This window comes from Streptomyces sp. NPDC051563 (assembly GCF_044454225.1).
GTDB lineage: Bacteria > Actinomycetota > Actinomycetes > Streptomycetales > Streptomycetaceae > Streptomyces.
Genome location: NZ_JBITDL010000004.1, coordinates 207,099 through 232,528 on the forward strand (window position 1 = coordinate 207,099; position 25,430 = coordinate 232,528).

At 72.5% G+C, this 25,430-nt stretch carries 22 protein-coding genes; 4 read left to right on the plus strand and 18 right to left on the minus strand.

What is annotated here, in order from left to right:
• Window positions 1-78: 78 nt before the first annotated feature.
• Window positions 79-786, minus strand: coding sequence for an SIMPL domain-containing protein (locus tag ACIA8F_RS06905; protein ID WP_399377178.1), 708 nt, complete (start codon window positions 784-786; stop codon window positions 79-81).
• 140 nt (window positions 787-926) lie between these two features.
• Between ACIA8F_RS06905 and ACIA8F_RS06910 the strand changes: the two genes are divergently transcribed.
• Window positions 927-2,738 (plus strand): bifunctional metallophosphatase/5'-nucleotidase, encoded by a 1,812-nt coding sequence (locus ACIA8F_RS06910; RefSeq protein ID WP_399377179.1) that lies wholly within the window; start codon window positions 927-929, stop codon window positions 2,736-2,738.
• A gap of 22 nt (window positions 2,739-2,760) precedes the next feature.
• Here ACIA8F_RS06910 and ACIA8F_RS06915 read toward each other — a convergent pair whose 3' ends face one another.
• From ACIA8F_RS06915 to ACIA8F_RS06955, 9 genes are all read right to left on the minus strand, one after another.
• Window positions 2,761-4,170, minus strand: coding sequence for a lysine N(6)-hydroxylase/L-ornithine N(5)-oxygenase family protein (locus ACIA8F_RS06915; protein WP_399377180.1), 1,410 nt, complete (start codon window positions 4,168-4,170; stop codon window positions 2,761-2,763).
• Window positions 4,167-5,567, minus strand: a complete 1,401-nt coding sequence (locus ACIA8F_RS06920; protein WP_399377181.1) for a pyridoxal phosphate-dependent decarboxylase family protein — start codon at window positions 5,565-5,567, stop codon at window positions 4,167-4,169. Before ACIA8F_RS06920 ends, ACIA8F_RS06915 begins: the two co-directional genes overlap by 4 nt.
• Before the next feature lie 1,404 nt (window positions 5,568-6,971).
• Window positions 6,972-9,545: an aminopeptidase N gene (gene pepN, locus ACIA8F_RS06925; RefSeq protein ID WP_399377182.1), complete on the minus strand. Its 2,574-nt coding sequence runs from the start codon at window positions 9,543-9,545 to the stop codon at window positions 6,972-6,974.
• Between the two features lie 46 nt (window positions 9,546-9,591).
• Window positions 9,592-9,963, minus strand: a complete 372-nt coding sequence (locus ACIA8F_RS06930; protein WP_399377183.1) for a chorismate mutase — start codon at window positions 9,961-9,963, stop codon at window positions 9,592-9,594.
• A 96-nt stretch (window positions 9,964-10,059) separates the two neighbouring features.
• Window positions 10,060-10,296, minus strand: a complete 237-nt coding sequence (locus ACIA8F_RS06935) for a helix-turn-helix transcriptional regulator (RefSeq protein WP_266876969.1) — start codon at window positions 10,294-10,296, stop codon at window positions 10,060-10,062.
• Window positions 10,296-10,880: a DUF2975 domain-containing protein gene (locus tag ACIA8F_RS06940; RefSeq protein WP_399377184.1), complete on the minus strand. Its 585-nt coding sequence runs from the start codon at window positions 10,878-10,880 to the stop codon at window positions 10,296-10,298. Before ACIA8F_RS06940 ends, ACIA8F_RS06935 begins: the two co-directional genes overlap by 1 nt.
• 74 nt (window positions 10,881-10,954) lie before the next feature.
• A complete protein-coding gene (locus tag ACIA8F_RS06945) occupies window positions 10,955-12,145 on the minus strand; it encodes a sensor histidine kinase (protein ID WP_399377185.1) in 1,191 nt (396 codons plus the stop codon).
• Window positions 12,146-12,593: 448 nt separating this feature from the next.
• The gene (locus tag ACIA8F_RS06950; RefSeq protein ID WP_399377187.1) at window positions 12,594-13,253 is read right to left on the minus strand and encodes a response regulator; all 660 of its coding nucleotides are present in this window, start codon (window positions 13,251-13,253) and stop codon (window positions 12,594-12,596) included.
• A 364-nt stretch (window positions 13,254-13,617) separates the two neighbouring features.
• Window positions 13,618-14,400 (minus strand): serine protease, encoded by a 783-nt coding sequence (locus ACIA8F_RS06955; protein WP_399377189.1) that lies wholly within the window; start codon window positions 14,398-14,400, stop codon window positions 13,618-13,620.
• A gap of 143 nt (window positions 14,401-14,543) precedes the next feature.
• Here ACIA8F_RS06955 and ACIA8F_RS06960 point away from each other — a divergent pair, with 143 nt between their 5' ends.
• Both ACIA8F_RS06960 and ACIA8F_RS06965 read left to right on the plus strand, forming a co-directional pair.
• A complete protein-coding gene (locus ACIA8F_RS06960; RefSeq protein WP_399377190.1) occupies window positions 14,544-15,437 on the plus strand; it encodes a hypothetical protein in 894 nt (297 codons plus the stop codon).
• 113 nt (window positions 15,438-15,550) lie between these two features.
• Window positions 15,551-16,231 (plus strand): HAD family acid phosphatase, encoded by a 681-nt coding sequence (locus ACIA8F_RS06965; protein WP_399377191.1) that lies wholly within the window; start codon window positions 15,551-15,553, stop codon window positions 16,229-16,231.
• Between the two features lie 18 nt (window positions 16,232-16,249).
• Here ACIA8F_RS06965 and ACIA8F_RS06970 read toward each other — a convergent pair whose 3' ends face one another.
• The 5 genes from ACIA8F_RS06970 to hsaA are packed head-to-tail and all read right to left on the minus strand — an operon-like array spanning window position 16,250 to window position 21,461.
• On the minus strand, window positions 16,250-17,974 hold the full coding sequence (locus ACIA8F_RS06970) for an FAD-dependent oxidoreductase (protein WP_399377192.1): 1,725 nt from the start codon (window positions 17,972-17,974) through the stop codon (window positions 16,250-16,252).
• On the minus strand, window positions 17,971-18,492 hold the full coding sequence (locus ACIA8F_RS06975) for a flavin reductase family protein (protein ID WP_399377193.1): 522 nt from the start codon (window positions 18,490-18,492) through the stop codon (window positions 17,971-17,973). The genes ACIA8F_RS06970 and ACIA8F_RS06975 overlap by 4 nt, the downstream gene beginning before the upstream one ends.
• Window positions 18,480-19,385, minus strand: a complete 906-nt coding sequence (locus tag ACIA8F_RS06980; protein ID WP_399377194.1) for a VOC family protein — start codon at window positions 19,383-19,385, stop codon at window positions 18,480-18,482. Before ACIA8F_RS06980 ends, ACIA8F_RS06975 begins: the two co-directional genes overlap by 13 nt.
• 40 nt (window positions 19,386-19,425) lie before the next feature.
• On the minus strand, window positions 19,426-20,295 hold the full coding sequence (gene hsaD, locus ACIA8F_RS06985; protein WP_399377195.1) for a 4,5:9,10-diseco-3-hydroxy-5,9,17-trioxoandrosta-1(10),2-diene-4-oate hydrolase: 870 nt from the start codon (window positions 20,293-20,295) through the stop codon (window positions 19,426-19,428).
• Complete coding sequence (gene hsaA, locus ACIA8F_RS06990) at window positions 20,292-21,461, minus strand: 3-hydroxy-9,10-secoandrosta-1,3,5(10)-triene-9,17-dione monooxygenase oxygenase subunit (RefSeq protein ID WP_399377196.1); 1,170 nt, start codon at window positions 21,459-21,461, stop codon at window positions 20,292-20,294. Before hsaA ends, hsaD begins: the two co-directional genes overlap by 4 nt.
• A gap of 258 nt (window positions 21,462-21,719) precedes the next feature.
• On the opposite strand from hsaA, the gene ACIA8F_RS06995 reads away from it, so the two are divergent.
• The gene (locus tag ACIA8F_RS06995) at window positions 21,720-22,601 is read left to right on the plus strand and encodes an IclR family transcriptional regulator (RefSeq protein WP_399377197.1); all 882 of its coding nucleotides are present in this window, start codon (window positions 21,720-21,722) and stop codon (window positions 22,599-22,601) included.
• Between the two features lie 236 nt (window positions 22,602-22,837).
• Here ACIA8F_RS06995 and ACIA8F_RS07000 read toward each other — a convergent pair whose 3' ends face one another.
• Genes ACIA8F_RS07000 through ACIA8F_RS07010 form a run of 3 tightly spaced genes read right to left on the minus strand, consistent with a single transcriptional unit; the run spans window position 22,838 to window position 25,402 of the window.
• Window positions 22,838-24,022, minus strand: coding sequence for a 2Fe-2S iron-sulfur cluster-binding protein (locus ACIA8F_RS07000; protein ID WP_399377198.1), 1,185 nt, complete (start codon window positions 24,020-24,022; stop codon window positions 22,838-22,840).
• The gene (locus ACIA8F_RS07005; protein ID WP_399377199.1) at window positions 24,015-24,254 is read right to left on the minus strand and encodes a hypothetical protein; all 240 of its coding nucleotides are present in this window, start codon (window positions 24,252-24,254) and stop codon (window positions 24,015-24,017) included. The genes ACIA8F_RS07000 and ACIA8F_RS07005 overlap by 8 nt, the downstream gene beginning before the upstream one ends.
• Window positions 24,254-25,402 carry a Rieske 2Fe-2S domain-containing protein gene (locus ACIA8F_RS07010; protein ID WP_399377200.1) on the minus strand — a complete coding sequence of 383 codons (1,149 nt, stop codon included), beginning with the start codon at window positions 25,400-25,402 and terminating at the stop codon, window positions 24,254-24,256. Before ACIA8F_RS07010 ends, ACIA8F_RS07005 begins: the two co-directional genes overlap by 1 nt.
• Window positions 25,403-25,430: the final 28 nt, after the last annotated feature.

Sequence of the window (25,430 nt, forward strand, 5' to 3'; positions counted from 1 at the left end):
CAAAAGGTTGTTGACAATTGTTGAATGTGCATGGGGGTGCTCTGATGAGCACCCCCGGGGCGGCGGTGGTGCGGGTTTTCAGAGCCGGGGAGGAGTCATCGTGAAGCGTGCGTTCACCTGTGCGTAGACGGTCTGGCGCTGGGGTTCGAGGTCGAGGGCGGGGGCGGGGGCGGCAGTGTCTTCGGCTGCGCTGAAGGCCATGGTGCGCATGCCGGCGCCGGCGGCCTGGAAGGGGGTGGGGGCGTTCTCGGCTCCGAGGTCGGCGAGTTCGACCAGGGCGGCGAGGTCGGCTCCGAGGGCGGCGGCGTATTCGCGGGCGCGCTGGACGGCTTCGAGTACGGCTTGGCGGCGGGCTTCGCCGTGGGCGGGTGAGGTGGGGCGCAGGGCCCACCAGGGTCCGTCGACTTGGGTGAGTTCGAGGTCGGCGAGGCGGGTGGCGAGTTCACCGAGGGTGGTGAAGTCGTTGAGTTCGGCGGTGAGGTGGACGCGTCCGTGGTAGGCGCGGATGCGTTCGCCGCGGCCGTGGCGGGTGAGTTCGGGGGTGATGGAGAAGGCGCCGGTTTCGAGTTTTTCGACGGGGTCGCCGTAGCTTTTGACGAGGTCGAGGACGGCGTTGTTGCGGCGGGTGAGGTCTTCGAGGGCGGTGCGGCGGTCGGTGCCGCGGGCGCTGACGGTGATGCCGATGCGGGCGATTTCGGGGTCGACTTCGAGGGTGGCTTCGCCGCGGACTGCGACGCGGGGGACTTCGGGGGTTCCGTAGGGCTGGTGCGATGCGTCCTGGGTCATGGATTCACTGTCGCACTGCTGCTCGTACGGGGGTGGTCATCGGATTGAAACCTGGTGGGGGTGTTGCGGCTTGTTACTGCTGGGTCAGAATCTACGCGCGTTGCCTGTCTGTACACACGCACCTCACAAGGGGAGATGGCATGGCGTTCGACCGTAGGACATTTCTGGGCACTTCGGCTGCGACGGGTGCGGCTGTGGCGTTGGCGGGGGCCACGAGCACCCCGGCCGCCGCGGCTGAGGCGGTGGCCGGCGGTGCTTCCGCCCGGGCGCCGAGGACGTACGCGTTCACGGTGATGGGGACGACGGACCTGCACGGGAACGTTTTCAACTGGGACTACTTCACGGACAAGGAGTTCGACGACAAGACGCACAACGACGTCGGTCTGGCGAAGATCTCCACGTTGGTGAACCAGGTCCGGGCGGAGAAGGGGCGGTGCAACACGCTGCTGATCGACGCCGGGGACACCATTCAGGGGACGCAGCTTTCGTACTACTACGCGAAGGTGGACCCGATCACCGCGCGGCGTGGTCCGGTGCATCCGATGGCGCAGGCGATGAACGCGATCGGTTACGACGCGGCGGCGCTGGGGAACCACGAGTTCAATTACGGCATTCCGGTGCTGCGGAAGTTCGAGGAGCAGTGCGATTTCCCGCTGCTGGGGGCGAACGCGCTGGATGCGAAGACGTTGCGGCCGGCGTTCCCGCCGTACAGCATGCACCGGCTGCGCACGCCGCACGGGCGGGACGTGAAGGTGGCGGTGCTGGGGCTGACGAATCCGGGGATCGCGATCTGGGACAAGGCGAACGTGCAGGGGAAGATGACGTTCCCGGGCCTTGAGGAGCAGGCTGCGAAGTACGTGCCGCGGCTGCGGTCGCTGGGTGCGGACGTGGTGATCGTGTCGGCGCATTCGGGTTCGAGCGGTACGTCGAGCTACGGGGACCAGCTGCCGTACATCGAGAACGCGGCAGGTCTGGTGGCGGAGCAGGTGCCGGGGATCGACGCGATCCTGGTGGGTCACGCGCACACGGAGATCCCGGAGTACCGGGTGCGGAACAAGGCGACGGGCAAGGACGTGGTCCTGTCCGAGCCGCTGAAGTGGGGGCAGCGGCTGACGCTGTTCGACTTCGAGCTGACGTGGGCGAAGGGCTGCTGGTCGGTGTCGAAGGTGTCGGCCCGGGTGCTGAACTCGAACACGGCGGTGGAGGACCCGAAGATCGTCGGGCTGCTGTCGGACGAGCACCGCAAGGTCGTGGCGTATGTGAACCAGGTGATCGGTACGTCGACGCAGGCGATGTCTTCGGCGGACGGTCCGGTCAAGGACGTGGCGATCATCGATCTGATCAGCCATGTGCAGGCGGAGACGGTGAAGGGCGCGCTGGCGGGTACGGAGTGGGCCGCGCTGCCGGTGCTCTCGCAGGCTTCGTGTTTCTCGCGGACGGCGGCGATTCCGGCCGGGCAGGTGACGATCAAGGATGCGGCGGGACTGTACCCGTTCGAGAACACGCTGGAGGCGCGGCTGTTGACGGGTGCGCAGGTCAAGGACTACCTGGAGTTCTCGGCGAGGTACTACGTGCGGACGGCTCCCGGCGAGGTGGTGGATCCGGCGAAGCTGACGAACGCGGAGGGGACGCCGGACTACAACTACGACGCCGTGTACGGGCTGACGTACGACATCGATGTGTCGGAGCCGGTGGGGTCGCGGATCGTGGGGCTGTCGTTCCAGGGGAAGCCGGTGGATCCGGCGGCGCAGTTCGTGCTGGCGGTGAACAACTACCGGGCTTCGGGCGGCGGCAATTTCCCGCACGTTCCGCAGTCCAGGCAGCTGTGGGCGAACTCGGATGAAATACGCAACACGATCATCCAGTGGGTGAAGGCGAAGGGGACGGTGGACCCGGCGCAGTTCGCGTCCGTGGACTGGCGGCTGACCCGAGCCGGGACACCTGTCTTCTAGGCGGTGTTCTGAACGTTTCTCCTTACGGGTGCTCGACCAGGGGGAGCAGTTCGCCGGCCGGTCGGGGCCGGGTGTGCTCCCGCTGTTCGAGGCCGAAAGTGGTGAAGGCCGTGCGGGTGGGCTGGGGGTAGGGCTCTTTGCCCGTGAGGGTGTTCAGGATGGCGGCGCTGCGCCAGGCGGCGAGGCCGAGGTCGGGGGCTCCGACGCCGTGGGTGTGGCGTTCGCCGTTCTGGACGAAGACGCTGCCGGTGACGGCGGGGTCGGTGATCATCCGGTAGCGGTCGTCGATGCGGGGGCGGCCGGAGGAGTCCTTGCGCAGGTAGGGGTCGAGTCCGGCGAGGAGGCGGGTGAGGGGGCGTTCGCGGTAGCCGGTGGCGAGGACGACGGCGTCGGTGGTGAGGCGTGAGCGGCTGCCCTGGTCCGCGTGTTCGAGGTGGAGTTCGACCTTGGTGGTGGCGACGCGGCCGGCGGTGCGGACGCTGACTCCGGGGGTGAGGACGGCGTCGGGCCAGCCTCCGTCGAGGGTGCGGCGGTAGAGCTCCTCGTGGATGGCGGCGATGGTGGCGGCGTCGATGCCCTTGTGGAGTTGCCACTGGGCGGGGACGAGGCGGTCGCGGACCGGTTCGGGGAGGGAGTGGAAGTAGCGGGTGTAGTCGGGGGTGAAGTGTTCCAGGCCGAGCTTGGAGTACTCCATGGGGGCGAAGGAGGGGGTGCGGGCGAGCCAGGTCAGGCGTTCGCGGCCGGCGGGGCGGGAGCGAAGCAGGTCGAGGAAGACCTCGGCTCCGGACTGGCCCGATCCGATGACGGTGACGTGGTCGGCGCCGAGGATGCGCTGCCGGTTGTCGAGGTACTCGGAGGAGTGGATCACCGGGACGGTGGGGGCTTCGGCGAGGGGGCGCAGCGGTTCGGGGACGTAGGGGGCGGTGCCGATGCCGAGGGCGAGGTTGCGGGTGTAGGTGCGGCCGAGGGCTTCGGCTTCTCCGTCGGCGTCGACTTGGGTGAAGTCGACTTCGAAGAGGTCGCGTTCGGGGTTCCAGCGGACGGCGTCGACTTGGTGGCCGAAGTGGAGTCCGGGGAGCCGGCCTGCGACCCAGCGGCAGTAGGCGTCGTATTCGGCTCGCTGGATGTGGAAGCTCTCGGCGAAGTAGAAGGGGAAGAGGCGTTCCTTGTGCTTGAGGTAGTTGAGGAACGACCAGGGGCTGGAGGGGTCGGCGAGGGTGACGAGGTCGGCGAGGAAGGGGACTTGGAGGGTGGCTCCGTCGATGAGGAGTCCGGGGTGCCAGCGGAAGTCGCGGCGCTGGTCGTAGAAGGCGGTGGCGAGTTCCGGGGCGCCTTGCTGGGGCAGGCCGTGGGCGAGTGCGGCGAGGGAGAGGTTGAAGGGGCCGATGCCGATTCCGACGAGGTCGTGGGGTGCATCGTGCTGGGCGGTCATCGGTGGGTGCTGCCTTCCAGGAGGTTCACGAGGGCGTCCAGGTCCCCCGCCGTGGTGTGGGGGTTGAGCAGGGTGGCCTTGAGCCAGAGGCGGCCGTCGGCGGTGGCCCGGCCCAGTACGGCGGTGCCGCTCTGGAGGAGGGTGCGGCGGAGGGTGGCGAGTGCGGTGTCGTCGGCGTGGGCGGGCCGGAACAGGACGGTGCTGATGGTGGGCGCCGCGTGGAGTTCGAAGGCGGGGTGTGCTTCGAGGAGTCGGGCGAGCTGTTCTGCGCGGGCGCAGGTGCGGTCGATGAGGTGGGTGAGGCCGTCCCGTCCGAGGGAGCGCAGGGTGGCGGCGATCTTGAGGGCGTCTGCGCGGCGGGTGGTGCGCAGGGAGCGGCCGAGGAGGTCGGGCAGGCCTGCTCGGGTGTCGTCGGGGGCGTTGAGGTAGTCGGCCTGGTGGGCGAGGGGGGTGAGGAGGGTGGTGTCGGGGACGGTGAGGAGTCCCGCGGCGATGGGTTGCCAGCCGAGTTTGTGCAGGTCGAGGGTGATCGACCGGGCGCGGTGGAGGCCGGCGAGTTTGTGGCGGTGGCGGGGGCTGAGGTGGAGGAGGCCGCCGTAGGCGGCGTCGATGTGGAGGTCGGCGCCGTGCTGGTCGCAGAGGTCGGCGAGGGCGTCGAGGGGGTCGATGAGGCCGGCGTCGGTGGTGCCTGCGGTGGCGGTGACGAGGACGGGGCCGGGGGTGGCGGCGAGGGCCTCGGCGAGGGTGGCGGGGGTGAGGATGCCGGTGGGGGTCGGGAGGCTGCGGGCGGGGGGCAGGCCGAGGAGCCAGGCGGCGCGCGGGATGGAGTGGTGGGCGTTGGCGCCGTGCAGGACGGTGAGGTGGGGGCCGTGACGTTCGCGGGCGAGGAGGAGGGCGAGGTGGTTGGCTTCGGTGCCGCCGGTGGTGAGGACGGCGTCGGGGTGGGGGGTGTCGTGGAACTCGGCTGCGAGGGTGCGGGTGAGGAGGGTTTCGAGGGCGGAGGCGGCGGGGGCCTGGTCCCAGGAGTCGAGGGAGGCGTTGAGGGCGCTGGCGGCGAGGTCTGCGGCGGCCGCGACGGCGAGGGGCGGGCAGTGCAGGTGGGCTGCGCACAGGGGGTCGGCGGGGTCGGCCGCGCCGGCGGTGAGGGTGTGGACGAGGGTCCGTAGTGCTTCGTGGTCGCCGTGCCCGTGGTCGGGGAACACCTCGCCGAGTGCGGCGGTGACGCGGGCGGTGACGGCCTCGGGTCCGCCGGCCGGGAGCGGTCCGCCGCGGGCGCGGGCTCCGGTGCGCAGGGCGTCGAGGACGGTGGCGAGGAGTGGTTGCAGCGCGTCGGGGCCGTGGGGTCCGCCGGCGAGCGGGGCGGTGCCGCGTCTTCCTGTGCCGGGGGGCGCTGTCATGCGGTGGTCCTCACGGGAACGGGTCGGGCTGGGGTCGGGCACCCGGGGGTACAACGATCCGACCCGAATGGGGTAACCGCCCGGGTTTATGCGTGGTTGATTTCAAGCCGCCGGGGTGGCTGGCGGGGAGGGGATGCGGTAGTCGTCGTTCACGACGCCGCTCGACTCGTCGTGTCCGCTCCTGTCCGGCCCCTGTCCCCCGGTAGCGCGGGCGCCGCCGATGCCTCCGGCCGAGGCGGTACCGGATCCGTCCGCGGCCGGTCGCCGGGCACGGGTGCGTCTACGTTGCGCTGCTGTTCGGCGCATTGGCCGACGCGGGGCGTTCTGACTGCCGACCCGGGGTCCCGTTGGGCTGCGGGCGTGTAGCGGACCGGTGGCCCCAACGCGGTACGACACGGCGGGCTCCCGGCGCCGGGCGGCTCCGCCCGGTGAGCCGCGACGTGCGGTGCGGGGGCCGGCGTAGCCCGGCCACGCCGGGAGCAGGCAGCGCCGGACCCGACACCCTCGGCAGGCGGGCCGGTTTCGGCTGGTCCGAGCCCGGACAAGTGCGGCCTCGGGCAGGCACGCCCGGCGGACCGCGACGTACGGAGCGGGCACGCCGAGGCAGGCACGGCGGGAGCCCCACTCCCCCGGCATGCGCGGCCGGTTGAGCTGACTCTGGCCCGGACGGGGACGACCTCGGGCAGGCACGCACTGTACGCCGCAACCGATGCGGAACGGGGCTGCGAAGTGCGGTCAGGCGCGGCCGGAGCCCGACCCGCCCGGCAGGCATGCCGGTTGGGCTAGGCCGTCTCTTCCGGATCTTGCCGGGCCCGCGACGCCCGGCACCGCGCCCGGCCGCACTGCCGGGGCGACCACGTACGCCCAGTACGCGAACGCCCCGGCAGCACGCCCGGGCACGGCACCGGACGCCGCGGGCTCGGCCGACAAGATCCGAAAGAGACGGCCTAGACCGGGCCCGGACGGGGACGACCTCGGGCAGGCACGCACTGCAAGCCGTGACGGGTACGGAACGGGGCTGCGAGGCGCGGCCCGGGCGGCGCCCGGCACGGCGGGTACCGGCGGGCGGAGCCGACCGCCGGCCACGACCCGGGAACGTGGAGCGGGGGCCGGTCACGACACGGACGGGCGGAGCGGGGGCCGGTCACGGCACGGGCGGGCTGGCGGGGCAAGCGTTGCCCGGCACCGGCGGGCCGGGCCGATCGCCGGCGGACGCGCCCGGGCGGAGCCGGGGGCGCGTCCGGGCTGGTCGGGTTGGGCGGCCCGCCCACGGGGGCCCGGAGGGACGGGGCTCCGGGACCCCGAGGGGTCGGGCCCCGGAGGGGGCTGGGCGTTCGGGACCGGAGGCGGCGGGACCCCGAGGGGGTGGGGGCGTTGGGGTCGGCCCCGCCCCCGGGGCGGGGGCTAGGGGTGGGTGTGGAGGGCTCGGGTTAGGTCGGCGAGGTGGTCTGTGAGTTTGCGGTGGAGGAGGGGGGTGATGTCGGGGCTGGTGAGGGCGGTGCGGGCGGCTTCGAGGTTGGCTTCGGTGATGTCGTGGCCCGGGAGGGCCCAGCGGCCCGCGGCTTCGGCGATGGCGGGGCCGCGGCGGGCTGCGAGGGTGACGGCCTCGGCGTAGGCGCGGGGTACGTAGTCCCGTACAAGGTCGGCCTGTTCGGGCTGCCAGAAGCCCTGGGCGGTGGCGGTGAAGAGGTAGTTGGACAGGGAGTCGTCGTGGAAGAGGCTCTCCCAGGTGGCGGCCTTGGCCTCGGCCGTCGGGAGGGCGGCACGGCAGCGGGCGGCGCCTTCGCGGCCGGTGGCGCTGGGGTCGGCGGCGAGGGCTTCCTCGATGGCGGCTTCGTCGGCAGCGCCGAGGACGGAGAGGCGGGCGAGGATGCGCCAGCGCAGTTCGGGGTCGATTTCGGGGCCGCCGGGGACGGTGCCGTCGGCGAGCCAGCCGGCGATGGTGTCGGGCTGGGTGGCGCTGTCGATGAGGGTGCGGACGGCGAGGAGCCGCAGGCCGGGGTCGGTGCCGTCCTCGGTGCGGCGCAGCAGGTCGCGGGTGATGGTGGTGAGGCCGGTGAGGGCTTCGCCCCGGCGGTCGGGGGTGAGGTAGCGGTCGGCGATCTGGGTGCGGGTGAAGGAGAGGACGCCCTGGACGATCGCGAGGTCGGTTTCGTCGGGGATGTGGGCTTCGGCGGTCGCCAGGTAGTCGGCGGCGGCCAGTTCGCCGTCGCGGACCATGTCGCGCAGGGAGTTCCAGACGACGGCGCGGGTGAGCGGGTCGGGGATGCGGGACACGCCGTGCAGGGCGGTTTCCAGGGAGGCCGGGTCGAGGCGGACCTTGGCGTAGGTGAGGTCGCCGTCGTTGAGGACGAGGAGGGCGGGGCGCGGGCCGCTCACGGAGAGGACCTCGTCGGAGGGGACGTCGAGGGCGAGGACCTCGCGGGGTTCGACGGCTCCGTCGGAGGCGCGGTCGTAGAGGCCGGCGGCGATGTGGTGGGGGCGGTTGCCGGTGCGGTCGACGGTGAGGGTCCAGCCTCCGTGGCTCTCTTCGAGGCGGGGGGTGAGGGTGTCGACGCCGGTGGTGCGCAGCCAGGTCTCGGCCCAGGTGTGGACGTCGCGGTCGGTGTGGGCGGCGAGGGAGTCGACGAAGTCGGCGAGGGAGGCGTTGGCGAACTTGTGGCGGGCGAAATGGGTGTTGATGCCGGCCAGGAAGTCCTTCTCGCCGAGCCAGGCGACGAGTTGGCGCAGGGCGGAGGCGCCCTTGGCGTAGGAGATGCCGTCGAAGTTGAGGAGGGCGGAGGCGGTGTCGGGGACGGCTGCGGCGTCGGGGGCGACGGCGTGGGTGGAGGGGCGCTGGTCGGCGTCGTAGCCCCAGGGTTTGCGTTCCATGGCGAATCCGGTCCAGGTCTCGGTGAAGCGGGTGGCTTCGATGAGGGTCTGGTAGCCCATGAACTCGGCGAAGGATTCGTTCAGCCAGATGTCGTCCCACCAGCTGAGGGTGACGAGGTCGCCGAACCACATGTGGGCCATCTCGTGCGCGATGGTGACGGCGCGGCGCTGGCGTTCGGTGTCGGTGACGGCGGAGCGGAAGACGTAGTCGTCGCGGAAGGTGACCAGGCCGGGGTTCTCCATGGCGCCGGCGTTGAACTCGGGTACGAAGGCCTGGTCGTAGGAGTCGAAGGGGTAGGGCTCGGCGAACTTCTCGTGGAAGCGGTCGTAGCAGGCGGTGGTGAGGTCGAGGATCTCCTGCGCGTCGGCGTCGAGGTGGGGGGCGAGGGAGCGGCGGCAGTGGATGCCGAAGGGGAGTCCGGCGTGTTCGGTGCGGACGCTGTGCCAGGGGCCTGCGGCGACGGCGGCGAGGTAGGTGGAGATGACGGGGGTGGGGGCGGAGGCCCAGATGCCGGCCGCGGAGGCGGAGGCGGAGGCGGAGGTGGCCTCGGAGGCGGAGCCGTCGCCCGCGCCGCTGCCGCGCTCGCTGTCGCTGTCGGCGGGGCGTTCGCCGATGCGGGTGGTGATGCCGTTGGCGAGGACGGTCCAGTGGGTGGGGGCGGTGACGGTGAACTCGAAGACGGCCTTGAGGTCGGGCTGGTCGAAGGCCGGGAAGACGCGCTGGACGTCGTCGAGGAACATCTGGGTGTAGACGTACGTCTCCCCGTCCGCGGGGTCGGTGAAGCGGTGGAGGCCTTCGCCGGTGCGGGAGTAGCGCATGCGGGCGGCGATGCGGAGCTCGTGGGGGCCTTCGGTGAGGCCGGTGAGGGGGAGGCGGCCGTCGGTGAGGGCGGCCGGGTCCAGGGGGTGTCCGTCGAGGGCGGCGGAGCGCAGTTCGTCCGGTTTCAGCTCGACGAAGGTGTCACCGGCGGTGCGTGCGGTGAACCGGATGACGGTGCGGGACTCGAAGGTCGCGTCGCCTGTGGTGAGGTCGAGGGCGACCTCGTAGTGCTGGACCTCGATGAGCCTGGCTCGGAGCTGCGCTTCGTTGCGCGTCAGTGCGGACATGGGGCCCATGCTGCCGGATGGCGGCGCCGGGCCCCAGCTCCTGGGCTCAGCCCCGGCTGTCGCCCGCGCTGCCGCCCGCGCTGTCGCCCGCGCTGCCGGCCTCGGCGTCGCCCTCGCCCGCGGCGATCGTCTCGTGGTGGCGGATGACCTCCGCGATGATGAAGTTGAGGAGCTTCTCGGCGAAGGCGGGGTCGAGCTTGGCGTTCTCGGCGAGCTGGCGCAGCCGGGCGATCTGGCTGGCCTCGCGGCCCGGGTCGGCCGGGGGCAGCTGGTGGCGGGCCTTGAGGTGTCCGACCTGCTGGGTGCACTTGAACCGCTCGGCGAGCATGTGGACCACGGCCGCGTCGATGTTGTCGATGCTGTCCCTGAGCCGGGCCAGCTCGGCGGTCACGTTGTCGTCGATGTCCCTGGTGTTCATGGTCACCGAGAATACGTGGCGCGCGCGGTCGGTTCCTCGGCCGATCGACCACTGAGACGGCGTGGCCGCGCCCGGACCCGCCCGGCTCAGGCCGGCTCAGGCCGGCTCGGCGGCGGGGTCGTGGGTGATCAGGTCTCCGGGCTGGCACTGGAGGACGTCGCAGATCCGGGACAGGGTGGAGAAGCGGATGGCCTTGGCCCGACCGTTCTTGAGCACGGACAGGTTGACGACCGTGATGCCGACCTGTGCGGACAGTTCGGTGAGCGTCATGCCGCGCTCGGCGAGGACGCGGTCGAGGTGGATCCGGATCGCGTGGAGTTCCTCTTCGGGCATCAGATGGTCCCTTCGAGGTCCTCTCGCATGCGCACGCCCTCGCGCATGATCTTCCCCATGATGACGGCGGCGAGGCCCGCGAGGATGAGCACCTGCGGATCGGACACCTCCGGCCCGGAGCCGATCATGGGCGCCATGCTGCCGACGAGCCAGGACTGCGACCAGCCTACGACGAGGCCCGCGAGCGGTGTGCCCAGGGTGACGAACCAGCCGAGGACGGTGAGGCGTCGGGCCACCTCGTCGGTGAACGGCCCCTGGGACAGGACGGCCTTCAGCAGCCGGGAGAAGAACAGCAGGGCGAGGGAGGCGAACAGCATCCAGGGCAGTCGGCTTCCGAGGTCCGCCGCGCGCTGTGCCGTGGAGGGGCTGTTCTGGCAGAGCCGGGTGGTGCTGCTGGACGCCTCGACGCCCTGGGCGACCGGCAGGCTGTCCTCGAGGGAGGCGTTGGCCCAGAAGCCCGTTTTCACGCAGACCGCGCCGTCGTCGAACAGGTGCGCGATGCCCGTGCCGACGAAGATGAGCCCCCAGAGCACCGCCAGCCCGAAGGTCACTGCGGCCAGGATTTTGATGAGTCGCGTGTTCACGGCATTTCCCCTTATCGACTTTCGATATGCCGAAGCCTAGAGGGCCATATCGATAATCGACAAGTGCCTGACCGTCAGAGGGGCAGGAGCGCCGTCACCAGCCAGCCGCCTTCGGGGGCGGGTCCGGCGCTGAGGGAGCCGCCGAGCGCTTCGGCGCGTTCGGCCATGCCCACCAGGCCGTAGCCTCCGCCGCGGGCGTTCTCGGAGAGCTTCGCGGGGCGACCGCCGTCGTCGGCGATCCGGACCTCCAGGCCCGCCGGGACGGTGCGCAGGCCGACCCGGACCGCCGTGGCGGTGGCGGCGTGCTTGCCGATGTTGGTGAGCGCTTCGAGGACGATCCGGTGGGCGGTGGCGGCGACGTCGGCGGGGAGCCGGGCCTCCAGGCCCTCCTCCACGTAGAGGACGACGGGCGGGCCGGTGGCGGCGAACCGCTCCGTCAGCCCGCGGATCTCCCGGAGGCCGGCGACGGGGGCCGTACCGGCGGAACCGCCCGCCCGGCCGGCGCCCTTGCCCGTCTCCGGGCCGGTGTCCGCGGCGCCCTCGCGCAGGATCTTGACCAGACGGCGCATGGAGCCGAGCGCCTCGTCCCCGGCGGTCTCGATGCGGCCGAAGATCTCGGCGGCGCGTTCGGCGGAGACCTTGGTGTAGCGGGCGGCCCGCGCCTCGACGACGATCCCCGTCACGTGGTGCGCGACGAGGTCGTGCAGCTCACGGGCCAGCTCCAGGCGCTCGGCACTGCGTACGGCGCGCAGCTCGCGGACGCGCTGGACGGACTGCAGGCGCAGCAGCAGGGAGTACGCGGTGACGACGACGGCCAGCCCGGAGAAGAGCAGCGTGAAGCGGCCCGGATCCCCGTCGCGCACGGGCGCCGCCATGGAGCCGAGGGCGAGCAGGGGGCCGAGGACGGCGGCGGTGCGGGCGGGGGCGTGGAGCAGCACCTGGGTGAGGAGCACGAGCAGGGCGACGGCCTCACCTCCGCCCCAGACGACGAGGGGGTGGCTGCTGAAGATCAGGGACAGGGTGACGGCCCAGGTGACGGCGGCGGCGAACCAGGCGCGGGCGAGCAGCGGGATGCGGGGCCAGGGTGCGGCGCAGAGGCAGACGAGGATGCCGGACACCCAGACGGCGGCGTGCGGGGTGCTGGGCTGGCGGGCGAGGACGACGCCCTCGAAGGTGACGAGGGAGAGGAGCGTGACGGAGAGGAGGATGCGGATCCAGTCCGCGGCGTAGGGGTGGCGGCGGGCCCATGGCCCCAGGGGGCTCATGCCGGGGCCCGATCGTCCCCGCGGGTGGCTCCGCCGGCTGTACGGGACCCCGCGCGGGTGGCTCCGCCGGCCTTACGGGATCCCGCGCGGGTGGGCGCGCCCGCGGGTCGGGCGGCTCCGCCGGGGGTGTGGGGGCCTTGGCGCGGCGGCCGGGGGGACTGGTTCGCCGGGGCGCGGCCTGTCTCCGTGGCGGCCGGGGTCGTCGGAGACGGCGTGTGCCGGGCTCCTGGGGCGCCGCCCCAGACCCTGCGCCTCAAACGCCGGCGAGGCTGGATTTGCCCGACGGCGCCCGCCCGGCAGCGCGGCCCGCACCGCACCACGGAGGCCAGAGTCGACGGAGACAGCGCGCGCCGGACTCCTGGGGCGCCGCCCCAGACCCCGCGCCTCAAACGCCGGCGAGGCTGAATTTGCGCGGCGGGCGCCGCATGTCGACGGGAGTGCGGGTGGGTCACGCCGGGGTGCCTGCCAGGCCGCTTTCCCAGGCCCAGGCGGCGATTTCCACGCGGTTGCGGGCGTCGAGTTTGGCCTGGACGTTGGCCAGGTGGGTCTTGACCGTGGAGAGGGAGACGAAGAGTTCCCCGGCGATCTCGGCGTTGGTCAGGCCGCGCGCGAGGCAGCGTACGACCTCGCGTTCCCGGTCGGTCAGGGGCTCCGCCGGGCGGCGGGCGGCTGCGGTGGCGGCCGGGGTGCGGTGGGCCATTTCGCGGAGCAGTCGTACGGTGATGGCGGGTGAGACGAGGGAGTCTCCGACCGCTGCCGCCCGCACCGCTTCAACCAGCATGGCCGGGCTCGCGTCCTTGAGGAGGAAGCCGGAGGCTCCGCCCTGGAGCGCCGCGTGGACGTACTCGTCGAGGTCGAAGGTGGTGACGATGACGATGCGGGGGGTGTCGCGGCCGGAGAGCCTGCGGGTGACTTCGAGCCCGTCGAGTTTGGGCATGCGGATGTCGAGGAGCAGGACGTCGGGGCGGTGTTCGGCCACGGCCGCGAGGGCTGCTTCGCCGTCTTCGACGTCGGCGACCACCTCGATGTCCGGCTGGCTTTCGAGGATCATCCGGAAGCCGGTCCTGACCATCTCCTGGTCGTCCGCGATGATCACTCTGATCGCCATGCGTCGCCTGCCCCACTGTCGCCACTGTCGCCACTGTTGCCCGTTGCCTGTGCCGTCCCGGTTCTCCCGGCGTTCCCGGTTCTCCCGGCGTTCCCGGTTCTCCCGGCGTTCCCGGTTCTCCCGGCGTTCCCGGTTCTCCCGGCGTTCCCGGCATTCCCACCCGGTGGGATCTCTCCATGGGACCTGCGGGCGACTCGGCCCGCAACCGCACAGCAGAGCGCCGGGAGCATGCCGCAAGGCCGGAACGGCGTCGTTCCGGCCTCACGGGACTGGGGTCGACCTTACGGACATGTCGGGCATCGCGCCTCGTTCTTCCGGCCCTCACCGGATGGGCCGGAAGGACTACCGGGGGCCCGCGGCGGGGTCAGAGCGTGGCGGCCGCGCTCCTGATCGCCGCCGCGAAGGTGGAGACCTCCGTGTAGACGCCGGGGTAGTCGGGGCGGGCGCAGCCCTCGCCCCAGCTGACTATGCCGACCTGGATCCAGGCGTTCGCGTTGTCCCGGCGGAACATGGGGCCGCCGGAGTCTCCCTGGCAGGTGTCGACGCCGCCCGCGGCGAAGCCGGCGCAGATCTCCTCGGCGGGTACGAGCGAGCTGCCGTAGGAGGCCTGGCAGGAGGCGTCGGAGACGAAGGGGACGGTGGCCTTCTGCAGGTAGCGCTGCTGGCCGCCGCCTTCCCGGGTGGCGCCCCAGCCGGCGACGGTGAAGGTGCCGTTGTCGTAGGCCTTGGTGTCGGCGATCTTGAGGGTGGGCAGGTTGATGGGCTTGGCCAGCTTGATCAGGGCCCAGTCCTTGCCGGTGCCGTTGTAGCCGGGGGCCTGGAGCACCTTGGTGGACTTGACCTTGATGGCGCTGGAGCTGTTGAGGTCGACGACTCCGGCGGTGGCGGTGATGGAGGTGTTGTTGCCGGAGCCGTTCACGCAGTGGGCGGCGGTGAGCACGATCTGCTGGGTGTAGAGGGCGCCGCCGCAGCCCATGGAGAGGCGGACCATGAAGGGGAACTCTCCCTGGGCGGCGCGGGTGCCGCCGACGACGGGCGCCGTGCCGGCGGTGGCGGTGCCGGGCTGGAGGCTGACGGCCGCGAGGGCCACGGCTCCGACGGCGAGGGCGCGCTTGAGGGTGGTGACGAGGCTGGACACAGTCGACACACTGCCTTTCGTGGGGGGTTGGGCCGTGCGTGTCGCCTCATGGCGGGTGGGACGGACCGCATGAGTGACGGGGACATGACACACCGCTCCCGCCGGGCCCATCAAGAACGCGTTTTCGGACAACTTCCGGCCGGGTGCGCCCCATGACGCACAACGGACGGCGCAGCGGCCCGATCGAGCACGGATTTCCTCATCTGGAGACGGTCCGCGCTTCCGTCACCGCGCTGTTCCGGCGGCTGTCCGCCGACGGGATCCGCGCCTACGACGCCCCCTTCGCCCCCGCCGATGCGGCCTTCCCCGCCTCCGAGGACCTGTATCCGGGCGCCCACCGGGTGGCGTCCGCGATGGTCCGCGCCCTGCGGCTGCCCGATGCGCGCCTGATCGTGGGTTTCCGGGCGATGGAGGAGGCGGCGACGGTGGAACTGACCGCCGGGCCGGAGTACTTCGTCGAGGTCAACGACCGCTTCCGGGTCCACCGCCGCGATCTGGCGGCCGCCCTCTCCCACGAGGTCACGCACGTGCTGCTGCACCGCCTCGGCCTGCGCTTCCCCGCAACCGCCGACAACGAGATCCTCACCGACACCGCCGCCGCCTACCTCGGCGCCGGCTGGCTGCTGCTCGACGCCTACCGGGAGGACGAGCTCACCCACCAGAAGCTCGGCTACCTCACCCCGGAGGAGTTCGGCTACGTCCTCGCCCGGCGCGGCCGGTTCCTCGGGGGCGAGGACCTCTCCGCGTGGTTCACCAGTCCGCAGGCCTACGAGGCGTACGTGCGCGGCCGCGCCCGGGCCGACCGGGACCTGCGCCGGGCCCCCCTGGCGGCCGCGGGCGCGGCGGAGCGGCTGCGGTACGCGGCGGCCCGCCGGGCCGGGGCCGCCCCGCCCGGAGCGGCGTACGGCTTCGAGGAGCACCCGGCCGGGCCGCGGGTGCGCTTCCCGTGCCCGGTGTGCGGGCAGCACCTGCGGCTGCCGGTCCGCCGGGGGCCGGTCCGGGCCCGCTGCGGGCTGTGCCGCACGGTGCTGGACTGCGATACGTGACGGAGGTTCACCGACCGTCCATGAAAAGTTACTTACCGGCCGGTAGACATGGGGTCGGGGTGATCCCCAACCTGATCACGTACACGCCGACACGTGATCGAGGAGCGTCCCCCATGCGCAGCACCCGCACCCGTACCCGCCGCACGGCCGCCGCGGTGGCCGTGGCCGCAGCGGCCGTACTGGCTCTGGTTCCGGCCTCCGCCGCCCAGGCGGCCCCCGCCCCGACGGCCGCCCCCGCCGCCGCCGTCGCGGCCGTCACCGCCTCCGCCCCCGGCGGCAACGCGGTGTTCCTCGGCATCGACTACGCCACCTGGCAGCGCGACGTCTCCGCCGTCCTCGACGCGGCCCGCCCCGGGATCGAGCAGCGCATCGCCGCCTCGCCGGCCGGTGAGAAGCCGGCGATCGTCCTCGACATCGACAACTCCTCGCTGGAGACGGACTTCCACTGGTTCTGGACCTTCCCCACCCCCGCGATCGCCCAGGTCCGCGATCTGACCCGGTACGCGAACGACCGCGGGGTCGCCGTCTTCTTCGTCACCGCCCGCCCGGGGATCGTGTACTCCCTGACCGAGCGCAACCTCAAGGCGGTCGGCTACCCGGTCTCGGGGCTCTACGTGCGCGATCTGCCCGCCCTGTTCGGCGAGGTCAGCGCCTACAAGACGGCCAAGCGGGCGGAGATCGAGGCGCGCGGCTACACGATCATCGCCAACATCGGCAACAACGAGAGCGACCTGGTGGGCGGCCACGCCGAGCGCACCGTCAAGCTGCCGGACTACGGCGGCAAGCTCTCCTAGACCGGCGCCCCAGGGGGCCTACTCCAGCCCCGCCGCGATCGCGTTGACGGCGGCCCAGCCGAAGGCCATGGCGGGGCCGATCGTCGCGCCGGGCCCGGGGTAGGTCTCTCCCATCACCGCCGCCGAGCAGTTGCCGCAGGCGTAGAGGCCCGGGATCGGGACGGAGTCCTCGCGGAGCACCCGGCCGTCGGTGTCCGTGACGAGGCCGCCCTTGGTGCCGATGTCCCCCGGGTGCACGGGGACCGCGTAGAAGGGGCCCTTCTCGATGGGCGCCAGGTTCGGGTTGGGCAGGGTCGGGTCGCCGTAGTAGCGGTCGTAGACGCTCTCGCCCCGGCCGTAGTCCCGGTCGGTGCCCGCCTCGGCGAAGGAGTTGAAGCGGCTGATCGCGGCGGGCAGGCCGGGGGCGGAGATCTGGCGGGCCAGGTCCTCCACGGTGTCGGCCTTCTTCAGGAAGCCGCTCTCCAGCCACTTCCTGGGGAAGGGCTGCCCGGGGAAGAGCCCGGCGAAGATGTACCGGGCCTTGGAACGGGCGTCCAGGATCAGCCAGGAGGGGACGGTCGAGGCCCCGGGCCGGTCGGCGGCGTACATCCGGTCCACGAACGCGTGGTAGGGCAGGGCCTCGTTGGCGTAGCGCTCCCCCGCCTCGTTGACGATGACCATGCCGGGGATGCCGCGGTCGGCGACGAGGAAGAAGGGCTTCTCCCCCGGCGGGCACACCGACGGTGCTCCCCAGACCTTGTCCAGCAGGTCGGTGGCGGCCCCCAGTTCCTCACCGAGCTTCAGGGCGTCGCCGGTCTGGCCCTCCGAGGCGTGCGTCCAGGCCGTGGACGTGGGCGCCGGCAGGTGCTTCTCGCGCAGGGCCTGGTCGTGCGAGAACCCGCCCGAGGCCAGCACCACCCCGCCCCGGGCCGCCACGGTCACCTCGCGCCCGGCGCGCAGGACCCGTACGCCCGTCACCCGGCCGGCCGGGTCCGTGACCAGGCCGGTCAGGGGCGACGACAGCCACAGTTCGCCGCCGAGCGCGTCGAGGGAGAGCCGCATGCGGGCGATGAGCGCCTCGCCGAGGGAGAGCAGCTTGCGGCCGGTGGCCAGCGCCCCGACGGCGCGCAGGCCCACCTTGACGGAGGTCTTCTTGCCCGCCCAGGTCCGGCTGACCATGTTCAGGAAGCGGAAGTCGTACGAGGTCATGGTCAGCCCGTACGTGGGCAGTCCGGCCCGGCGCATGGAGGCGCCGAGCGGGCCGAGCCGCTTGAAGTCGACGATGCACGGTTCGACGGAGCGGCCCTGCGCCATGCCGCCCTGGGCCTCGGGGAAGTAGTCCGCGTAGCCGGGGGTGTACATGAAGCGGATCTCGGTGCGGTCGTGGAACTCCCGCACCATGCGCGGGCCGTGGCTGAGGTAGGCGTCCTTGCGTGCGGCGGGGACCCGGTCGCCGACGGTGGCGTCGAGGTAGGCGCGGGCCTTCTCCCGGGTGTCGGCGAGGCCGGCCCGGTCGAGGTGGAAGTTGCCGGGGACCCAGATCGCCCCGCCGGACAGGGCGGTGGAGCCGCCGTAGCGGTCGGTCTTCTCCACGACGAGGACGCTCAGCCCGCGCAGCCGGGCGGTGACGGCAGCGGCGAATCCGGCGGCGCCGGAGCCGACGACCACCACGTCGTAGGCGTACTGCGGGGCAGCCTCGGCGGGTCCGGTGGCGGGTCCGGTGGCAGGCTCGGTGGCGGGCTCGGCGGTGTGCTCGGCTGTCATCCGAAGGCTCCCGTGGCGTAGTCGCTGCGGTAGTAGAGGAGGGGGGATCCGCCGTCCCGGGCGGTCAGTTCGAGGACCCGGGCGGTGACCAGGTAGTGGTCGCCCGCCTCGTGGACCTCTTCGAGGGCGCAGTCGACGGTGGCCAGCGCGCCGGTGACGCGCACGGCTCCGTGGGCGGAAGGTTCCCAGTCGACGCCGGCGAACTTGTCCTCGCCGCGGCGGCCCAGCGCCTCGCACACGGCGCGCTGCTCCTCGGCGAGGATGCTGACGCCGAAGCGGCCGGCGGCCCGGACCCTGGGCCAGCTGGAGGAGCCCTTGCCCACGCAGAGCAGGACCAGCGGCGGGTCGAGGGAGAGGGAGGCGAAGGACTGGCAGGCCAGCCCGGCCGGGCGGCCGTCGTCCGCGAGGGCCGCGACGACGGTGATGCCGGAGGCGAAGGCGCCGAGGACCTCGCGGAACAGGGCCGGGTCGACGGCGTCGGAAGCGGGGGCCGCGCCGGGGCCGGTCAGCCGTTCCACTGGTGGCCCCAGAAGCTGTCCGCGGTGATCTCCTTCGCGGTCCAGGTGGCCGGGTCGACGAGCAGGCCGTCCCAGCCGTACTCGACCTGGAAGCCGCCGGGGGCCTGCGCGTAGAAGGAGACCATGTGGTCGTTGGAGTGCCGGCCGAGGGTGGAGGCGATGGGGATGCCCGCCTGGTTCATCCGGTCGAGGCAGTAGCCGACGTCGTCGAGGGTCTCCAGCTCGACCATGAAGTGGACGATGCCGGGCGGCAGCGCGCCGGGGTAGAGGCCGAGGCTGTGGTGACGGCGGTTGGGGCTGAGGAAGTGCATCCAGTAGAAGTCCCGGCCGGGCCTGCCGGTGGGGACCGCGACCGGGGGCAGCCGCATCGAGTCGCGCAGCTGGAAGCCGAGGAGGTTCTCGTAGAAGTCGAGGGTGGTCTCGGTGTCGGCGGCGGGCAGGACCACGTGGCCGAGGCCGAGGCTGCCCTCGCGGCCGCCGGTGACGAAGCGGTTGCCGTACCGGGCCGGGAGCGGGGTGTGGTCCTGGGCCTGGCCCCAGTAGATCTCCAGGGGGTTGCCGCTGGGGTCCTCGCAGTGGATGAGGCCCTGGACGCGGCGGTCGGCGAGGGTGTCGGCGTCGCCCTGCTTGACGGGGTGCCCGGCGGCCTCCAGTTCGGCGGCGGCGTCTTCGAGGGCGCGGGCGTTGGCGACTTCGAAGCCGGCGGCGAGCAGCCGGTCCTGGGCGCCGGCGAGGAACTGGAAGCGGTGCGTGCGGTCGTCGATGCGGACGCCCAGGCAGGTGTCCGTGGTGCCGGCGGCTTCGGCCATGCCGAGGATGTCGAGGACGTAGGTGCGCCAGGCGGCGAGGTCGGCGGTCTCGATGCGGAGGTAGCCGAGTGCGCGGATGTCCATGCTGGAACTCCTCGGTGAGGTCAGTGCCCGCGGTGCGGGTTCAGTGGAGGAAGAAGTCGGTGGCGAGGCGGTTGAACTCTTCGGCGGCCTCGGTCTGTGCCCAGTGCCCGCAGTGCGGGAAGACGTGCAGCCGGGCGTCGGGGATGGTCTTCAGCGCGAGGAAGGCGCCGTCGACCGGGTTGACGCGGTCCTCGCGGCCCCAGGTCAGCAGGACGGGACGGCTGATGCGGTGCGCTTCGCGCCAGAGCATGGCGGCCTCGGGCCACTTGGCGAAGGAGGCGCCCATGCGGGCGTTGCCGAGCCGGGCTTCGGGGTCGGTGGCCTGGGCGTAGCGCTCCTCGACGAGGGCGTCGGTGACGATCGCCGGGTCGTGGGCGAGGGTGGTGAGGAAGGTCCGCATCTGCTCGCGGGTGGGGTCGGGGGCGAGGCTGAACTCGAAGAGCCGCTTCATGCCCTCGGTGGGGTCGGCGGAGAAGAGGTTGAGGGAGATCCCGCCGGGGCCCATGAGGAGGAGCTTGCCGACGCGTTCGGGGTGGTCCAGGACGAGCCGGGTGGCGGTGCCGCCGCCGAGGGAGTTGCCGATGAAGTGCGCGCGTCCGATGCGGAGTTCGTCCATGAGGGCGATGACGGCGTTCGCGCTGAAGGCGAAGTAGTCGCGGTCGGGTTCCGGTTTGTCGGAGCGGCCGTAGCAGGGCTGGTCGACGAGCAGGGTGCGGAACCGTTCGGCGAAGTGGGGCAGGTTGCCGCCGAAGTTGGACCAGCCGGAGGCGCCGGGTCCGCCGCCGTGCAGCATGATCACGACGGGTGCGTCGGCCTCGTGGAGGGGTCCTGCCTCGTGGTAGTGCAGGGTCATCCCGCCGGCCTTGGCGGTGCGGGAGGTGTTCTCGTACGTGAATGCCCGCGCGCTCACAGCATCGTGTCCTGGATGTCGAGGCCGAGGGCGCCCTGCCCGAACAGGACCAGGGCCCGCTCCGGGTCGTTGGCGGCGTGTCCGCGGCCGGTGTGGACGTCGCGCCAGGCGCGCTGGACGGGGTTGGGGCCGGTGCGCATGGCGCTGCCGCCCGCGTTCTCCATGAGGAGGTCGACGGCGGCGACGCAGCGTTCGGTGGCGAGGACCTGGTCGCGGCGGGCCCGGGTGCGCAGCGGTGTGGGGAGTTCCTCGCCGCGTTCGGCGAGGGCGTAGAGCTCGGAGACGTTGCGCCGGAGCTGGAGCCAGGAGGCGTCGATGTCGCTGGCGGCGCGGGCGATGCGGACCTGGGCGAAGGGGTCCTCGGCGACCTGCTGGCCGTAGGAGATGCGGAAGCGTTCGCGGGTCGCGCGGACGTAGTCCTCGTAGGCGCCTTCGGCGATGCCGACGATGGGGGTGGAGATGGTGGTGGTGAAGATGGAGGCGTAGGGGAGCCGGTAGAGCGGCTCGGGGTTGAGGCGGTGGCCGGGTACCTGGAGGGCGGTGACGGGGCCGAAGCTGAGGGCGCGGCGTTCGGGGACGAACACCTCCTCGACGACGATGTCGTTGGAGCCGGAGCCGCGCAGGCCGACGGTGTCCCAGACCTCGTCGATGCGGTACTGGGTGCGCGGGATCAGGAAGGTCCGCATGTCGACGGGGCGGCCTTCGGCGTCGGTGACCAGTCCGCCGAGCAGGGCCCAGTCGGTGTGGTCGCAGCCGGAGGAGAAGTGCCAGCGGCCGCTGAGGGTGAAGCCGCCGTCGACGGGGGTGACCTTGCCGGTGGGGGCGTAGGAGGAGCAGATCCGCGTGTCGCGGTCCTGGCCCCAGACCTCTTCCTGGGCGCGGGGGTCGTAGAGGGCGACGTGCCAGGGGTGGACGCCGACGACGGAGGCGACCCAGCCGGTGGAGCCGCAGGCCTTGGCGATCTCCTTGACGGCGGCGTAGAAGAGGGCGGGGTCGGCGGCGTACCCGCCGTGGGCCTTGGGCTGGAGCAGCCGGAAGAAGCCGGTGGCGGCGAGTTCCTTGATGCTCGCTTCGGGGACCTTGCGCAGGTTCTCGGCCTCGGCGCTGCGCTCGCGGAGGGCGGGGGCGAGGGCGCGGACCGCTGCGAGGACCTCTTCGTCACTCATGGTGTCCCCTTCTCAGATCAAGGATCTCCGGGTGTCCGGGATCGGTGCCCGGGACCGGTTTCCGGTTCGATGGCGAGGAACGTACGCCGGGTGGTCCGGGCGCGGAACGCGCTGTTCCCGCTGAGCGGGAAGCCCGCCCGAACTCCCGGAAACGACTACTTGAAGTATTACTGAATGAAATAGACCCCTCCGGGTGCTTCCCTCCGGCCGGGGGCCCGTGGCAGGGTCGCCCCAACGCCTCACGCAGGGGGTTTTCTCGTGCTGGACCAGTTCATGGAGCAGGTCGCGGAGACCGGGCTCGCACCGCTTTCGCTGCTGGAGAAGGCCGCGAAAGTACTGGGCGCCTTCGAAGGTCCGCAGCCTCGGCTGTCGCTCACCGAGGTCGTGCGCCGCTCCGGAATCCCACGCTCTTCCGCCCACCGGATCCTCGACCAGCTGGTGCAGTTGCGCTGGCTGGACCGCGAGGGCCGGGACTACCGCATGGGCATGCGCATGCTGGAACTGGGCGCGCTCGCCTCCCACCACAACCGGCTGCGCCGGGCCGCGCTGCCGCTGCTGCACGCCCTGCACGAGCAGACGGGCCGGGTCGTGCACCTGTCGGTGCTCGACGGGGCCGAGGTGGTGTGCCTGGAGCGGATCGGCGGCTCGGAGGCCACGGCCGTGCCCTCGCGGGTCGGCGGCCGGATGCCGGCGTACTGCACGGCCGCCGGGAAGGCGATCCTCGCGTTCAGCGATCCCGCCGCGGTGGAACACGTCCTCGCGCAGGGGCTGCGCCCGCGCACCGCGCGCACCCTGATCCGGCCCCTCGCGCTGCGTTCGGAGCTGGCGGCGGTCCGCGAGCGCGGGGTGGCCCACGACCGGGAGGAGAGCTTCCGGGGCATCTCCTGCGTGGCCGCCCCACTGCGGGGCGCCGGGCGGGCCGTGGCCGCCGTGTCGGTGTCCTCCGGCCGCGGCGAGCGGGATACGGCCCGTCTCGCGCCGGCGGTACTGGCCTGCGCGCGGTCGGTGTGGCGGGAGCTGTACGGGCCGGGCCGGCCGGGGCGGGCAGCCGCGGCGCCCGCGCGGGACCTGGAGCCGGCGGTCTCGGCGCAGGCGATGGACAACATGATGGGATGGCTGCGGTTCAGCGAGTGGATGTAGTGGGTAGTGGTACCGCACGCACGAGTGAACGAGTCCGGGCCCGACCCCTCGCCAGGGGGCCGGGCCCGTGGCCGTTGGGCGCCCGGCGGGCCCGGCGGCGCTGTCCGGGGGTCGGACCGGCCGCCGGACCAGCGGTCGGACCAGCGGTCGGACCAGCCGTCGGATCGACCGTCGGACCAGCCGTCGGATCGACCGTCGGACCGGCCGCCGGACCAGCCGCCGGACCAGCCGCCGGATCAGCCGTCGTAGCTGATGCGGATCCGGTCGCCGAGCGGACGGGCCTGGCAGGCCAGGACGTAGCCGTCGGCCAGGTCCTCGCGGTCCAGCACCTCGTTGCGCACCATCGTGACCTCCCCTTCCAGCACCCGGCAGCAGCAGGCACTGCAGGCGCCTTCGCGGCAGGAGTACGGGGCGGGGACGCCCGCGGCGAGCAGCACGTCGAGCAGCGGGGTCCCGGCGGGCCAGTCCACGGTGTGCACGCTCCCCTCGAACTCCACCTCGGCGGTGGCGCCGCCCGCCGCGGCGGGGGCGGGGGCCGGACCGGAGGCGGGACCGGCACCCGGACCGGGGGCCGGACCGGAGGCGGGATCCGGGCCGGAGTCCGGGCCGGTGAAGACGTCGCCGCTCAGCGAGAAGTACCGCTCGCGGTGGATCGCCCGCCCCCGGCCGCCCGCGGAGCGGATCGCCGCCTCCGCCGCGTCCATCAGCGGAGCGGGCCCGCACAGGTAGGCCTCGCGGAGCGCGTACGGGGCCACGAGCGGGCCCAGCTGCGGGGCGGTCGGCAGTCCCTGGAGGGTCTCCAGCCAGTGCACGACGGTGAGCCGCCCGGGGTGGTCCTCGGCGAGCCCCCACAGTTCGTCGCGGAAGATCACCGAGCCGGGGTCGCGGTTGGCGTACACCAGGGCGACGTGCGCCCCGCCGGTCACGAGCGCCGACTTCGCGATCGACAGCACCGGGGTGATCCCGCTGCCCCCCGCCACCAGCAGCAGGTCCCGGTCCAGGTCGGGCGGGGTGAAGGTGCCGGCGGGGGGCAGGATCTCCAGCTCGTCGCCGACGGCCACGTCCTGGCACAGCCAGCCGGATCCGAGGCCGCCGGGGACCCGCTTGACGGTGATGCGCAGCGGGTCCCCGGCGTGCGGGGAGCCCGACAGGGAGTAGCAGCGGGCCGCGCCGCCCGCCCCGCTCGACGGGGGAAGCCGCACGGTCAGGAACTGCCCTGGCCGGTACGGGAGTTCCGCGTCGAGTACGAGGGTGACCGCCTCGGGGGTCTCCTGGATCCGGTCCGTGACGCGGACCAGTAGCCTGCCGCCGGCTCCGCCCCGGGCGGAAGCCGGGGCCGGGCTCCGGACCTCCGCGGCACGGGGCGTCGTACGACTGTCGGTGTCGGTGTCGATGTCGGTGTCGATGTCGGTGTCAGACATCGGCCGGCACCTCCAGGCGGCCCGCCAGGACGGCGGCCTCGATGGCCGCGCTCAGGGCCCCGCAGGAGCGGACGCGGGCGCTGGGCCGGCCCGCCGCGACCTCGGCGGCGATGCGCGGGCATCCCCCCGGAAGCACGGCGGCCTCCTCGGTCCACTGGATCTGGGTGTGGGCGGGGCTGAACTTCTCGCAGAGCACCACCGCGGCGCACTCCCCGCAGGCGACGGGGGTCATCACGGGTTCCCGGCCGCGCGGCGGGCGAGGTTCTCGGCGACCTCGGCCTTCCAGGCGGCGGTGGCGCGGGCGGTGTCGATCTCGAACTCGAAGCGGCGGACCATCTCGTCCTTGACGTCGGCGGCGTCCACGTAGAACTGCTCGTACCAGCGGCGGAGCTGGTAGACGGGGCCGTCCTCCTCGGTGAGGAGGGGGTTGTCGATGCGGGTCTTGTTCTTCCAGATCTCGACGTCCTGCTCGAAGCCGACGGCCAGGCCCTCGGAGGTGAGGCGGGCGGCCTCGGCGGCCTGTTCGTCGGTCATGCCGGGGAGCTTCTTGACGATGGTCCCGTACATCAGCACGAAGCTGTTCTCGTCGATCGGGTAATGGCAGTTGATGAGGACCGATTCGAGTTCGACGCCGCCGCCGATGTCGCTCCACAGCTTGTCGATCATGTAGGAGGGGCCGTGGTACGAGGCGTCCGAGCGCAGGCCGCCGCCGGTGGAGAGGGTGCCGAGGTCCACGTCGCCGCGCGGGGTGGACTCCATGTACTGGGTGGCGACGTGGCCGTCGAAGACGTTCTTGAAGTAGTGCGGGAAGGCGTAGTGCACGTAGTAGAAGTGCGCCATGTCGACGACGTTGTCGACGATCTCCCGGCAGTTGGAGTTCTCGACGCGCAGGGAGTTCCAGCTCCAGTCGCTCCACTCGGGGTCGCCGACGCCCTCGATGACGGGGATCGTCACCTCGGGCGGGGGCGGGTTGCCCTCCGGGTCGTGCCAGACGTAGAGCTGGCCGTTGCGTTCCAGCGTGGTCCAGGCGCGGGTCCTGGCGCGCGGCGGGACCCGCCGGGCGTAGGGGATGCCGGCGCAGCGGCCGTCCGCGGACCAGCGCCAGTCGTGGAAGGGGCAGGCGACGGTGTCGCCCTTGACGGTGCCGTGGGCGAGGTTGCCGCCCATGTGGGGGCAGTAGGCGTTCAGGACGCTCAGCTCCCCGCTCCCGGCTCCCTGGAAGACGACGAGTTTCGTGCCGAAGGCCTGCACCTCGTGGGGGGCGCCGTCCTTGAAGGCGGCGGCGAGGCCCAGGCAGTGCCAGCCGCGGGCGAACCTCGCGGGCACGGCGGCGGCTTCGATGACGCGGGGCGCCTCGTCGACTGCGGTCGTTTCGGCCATGGGGTGGCCCTCCACTTCGTTGTGGGTG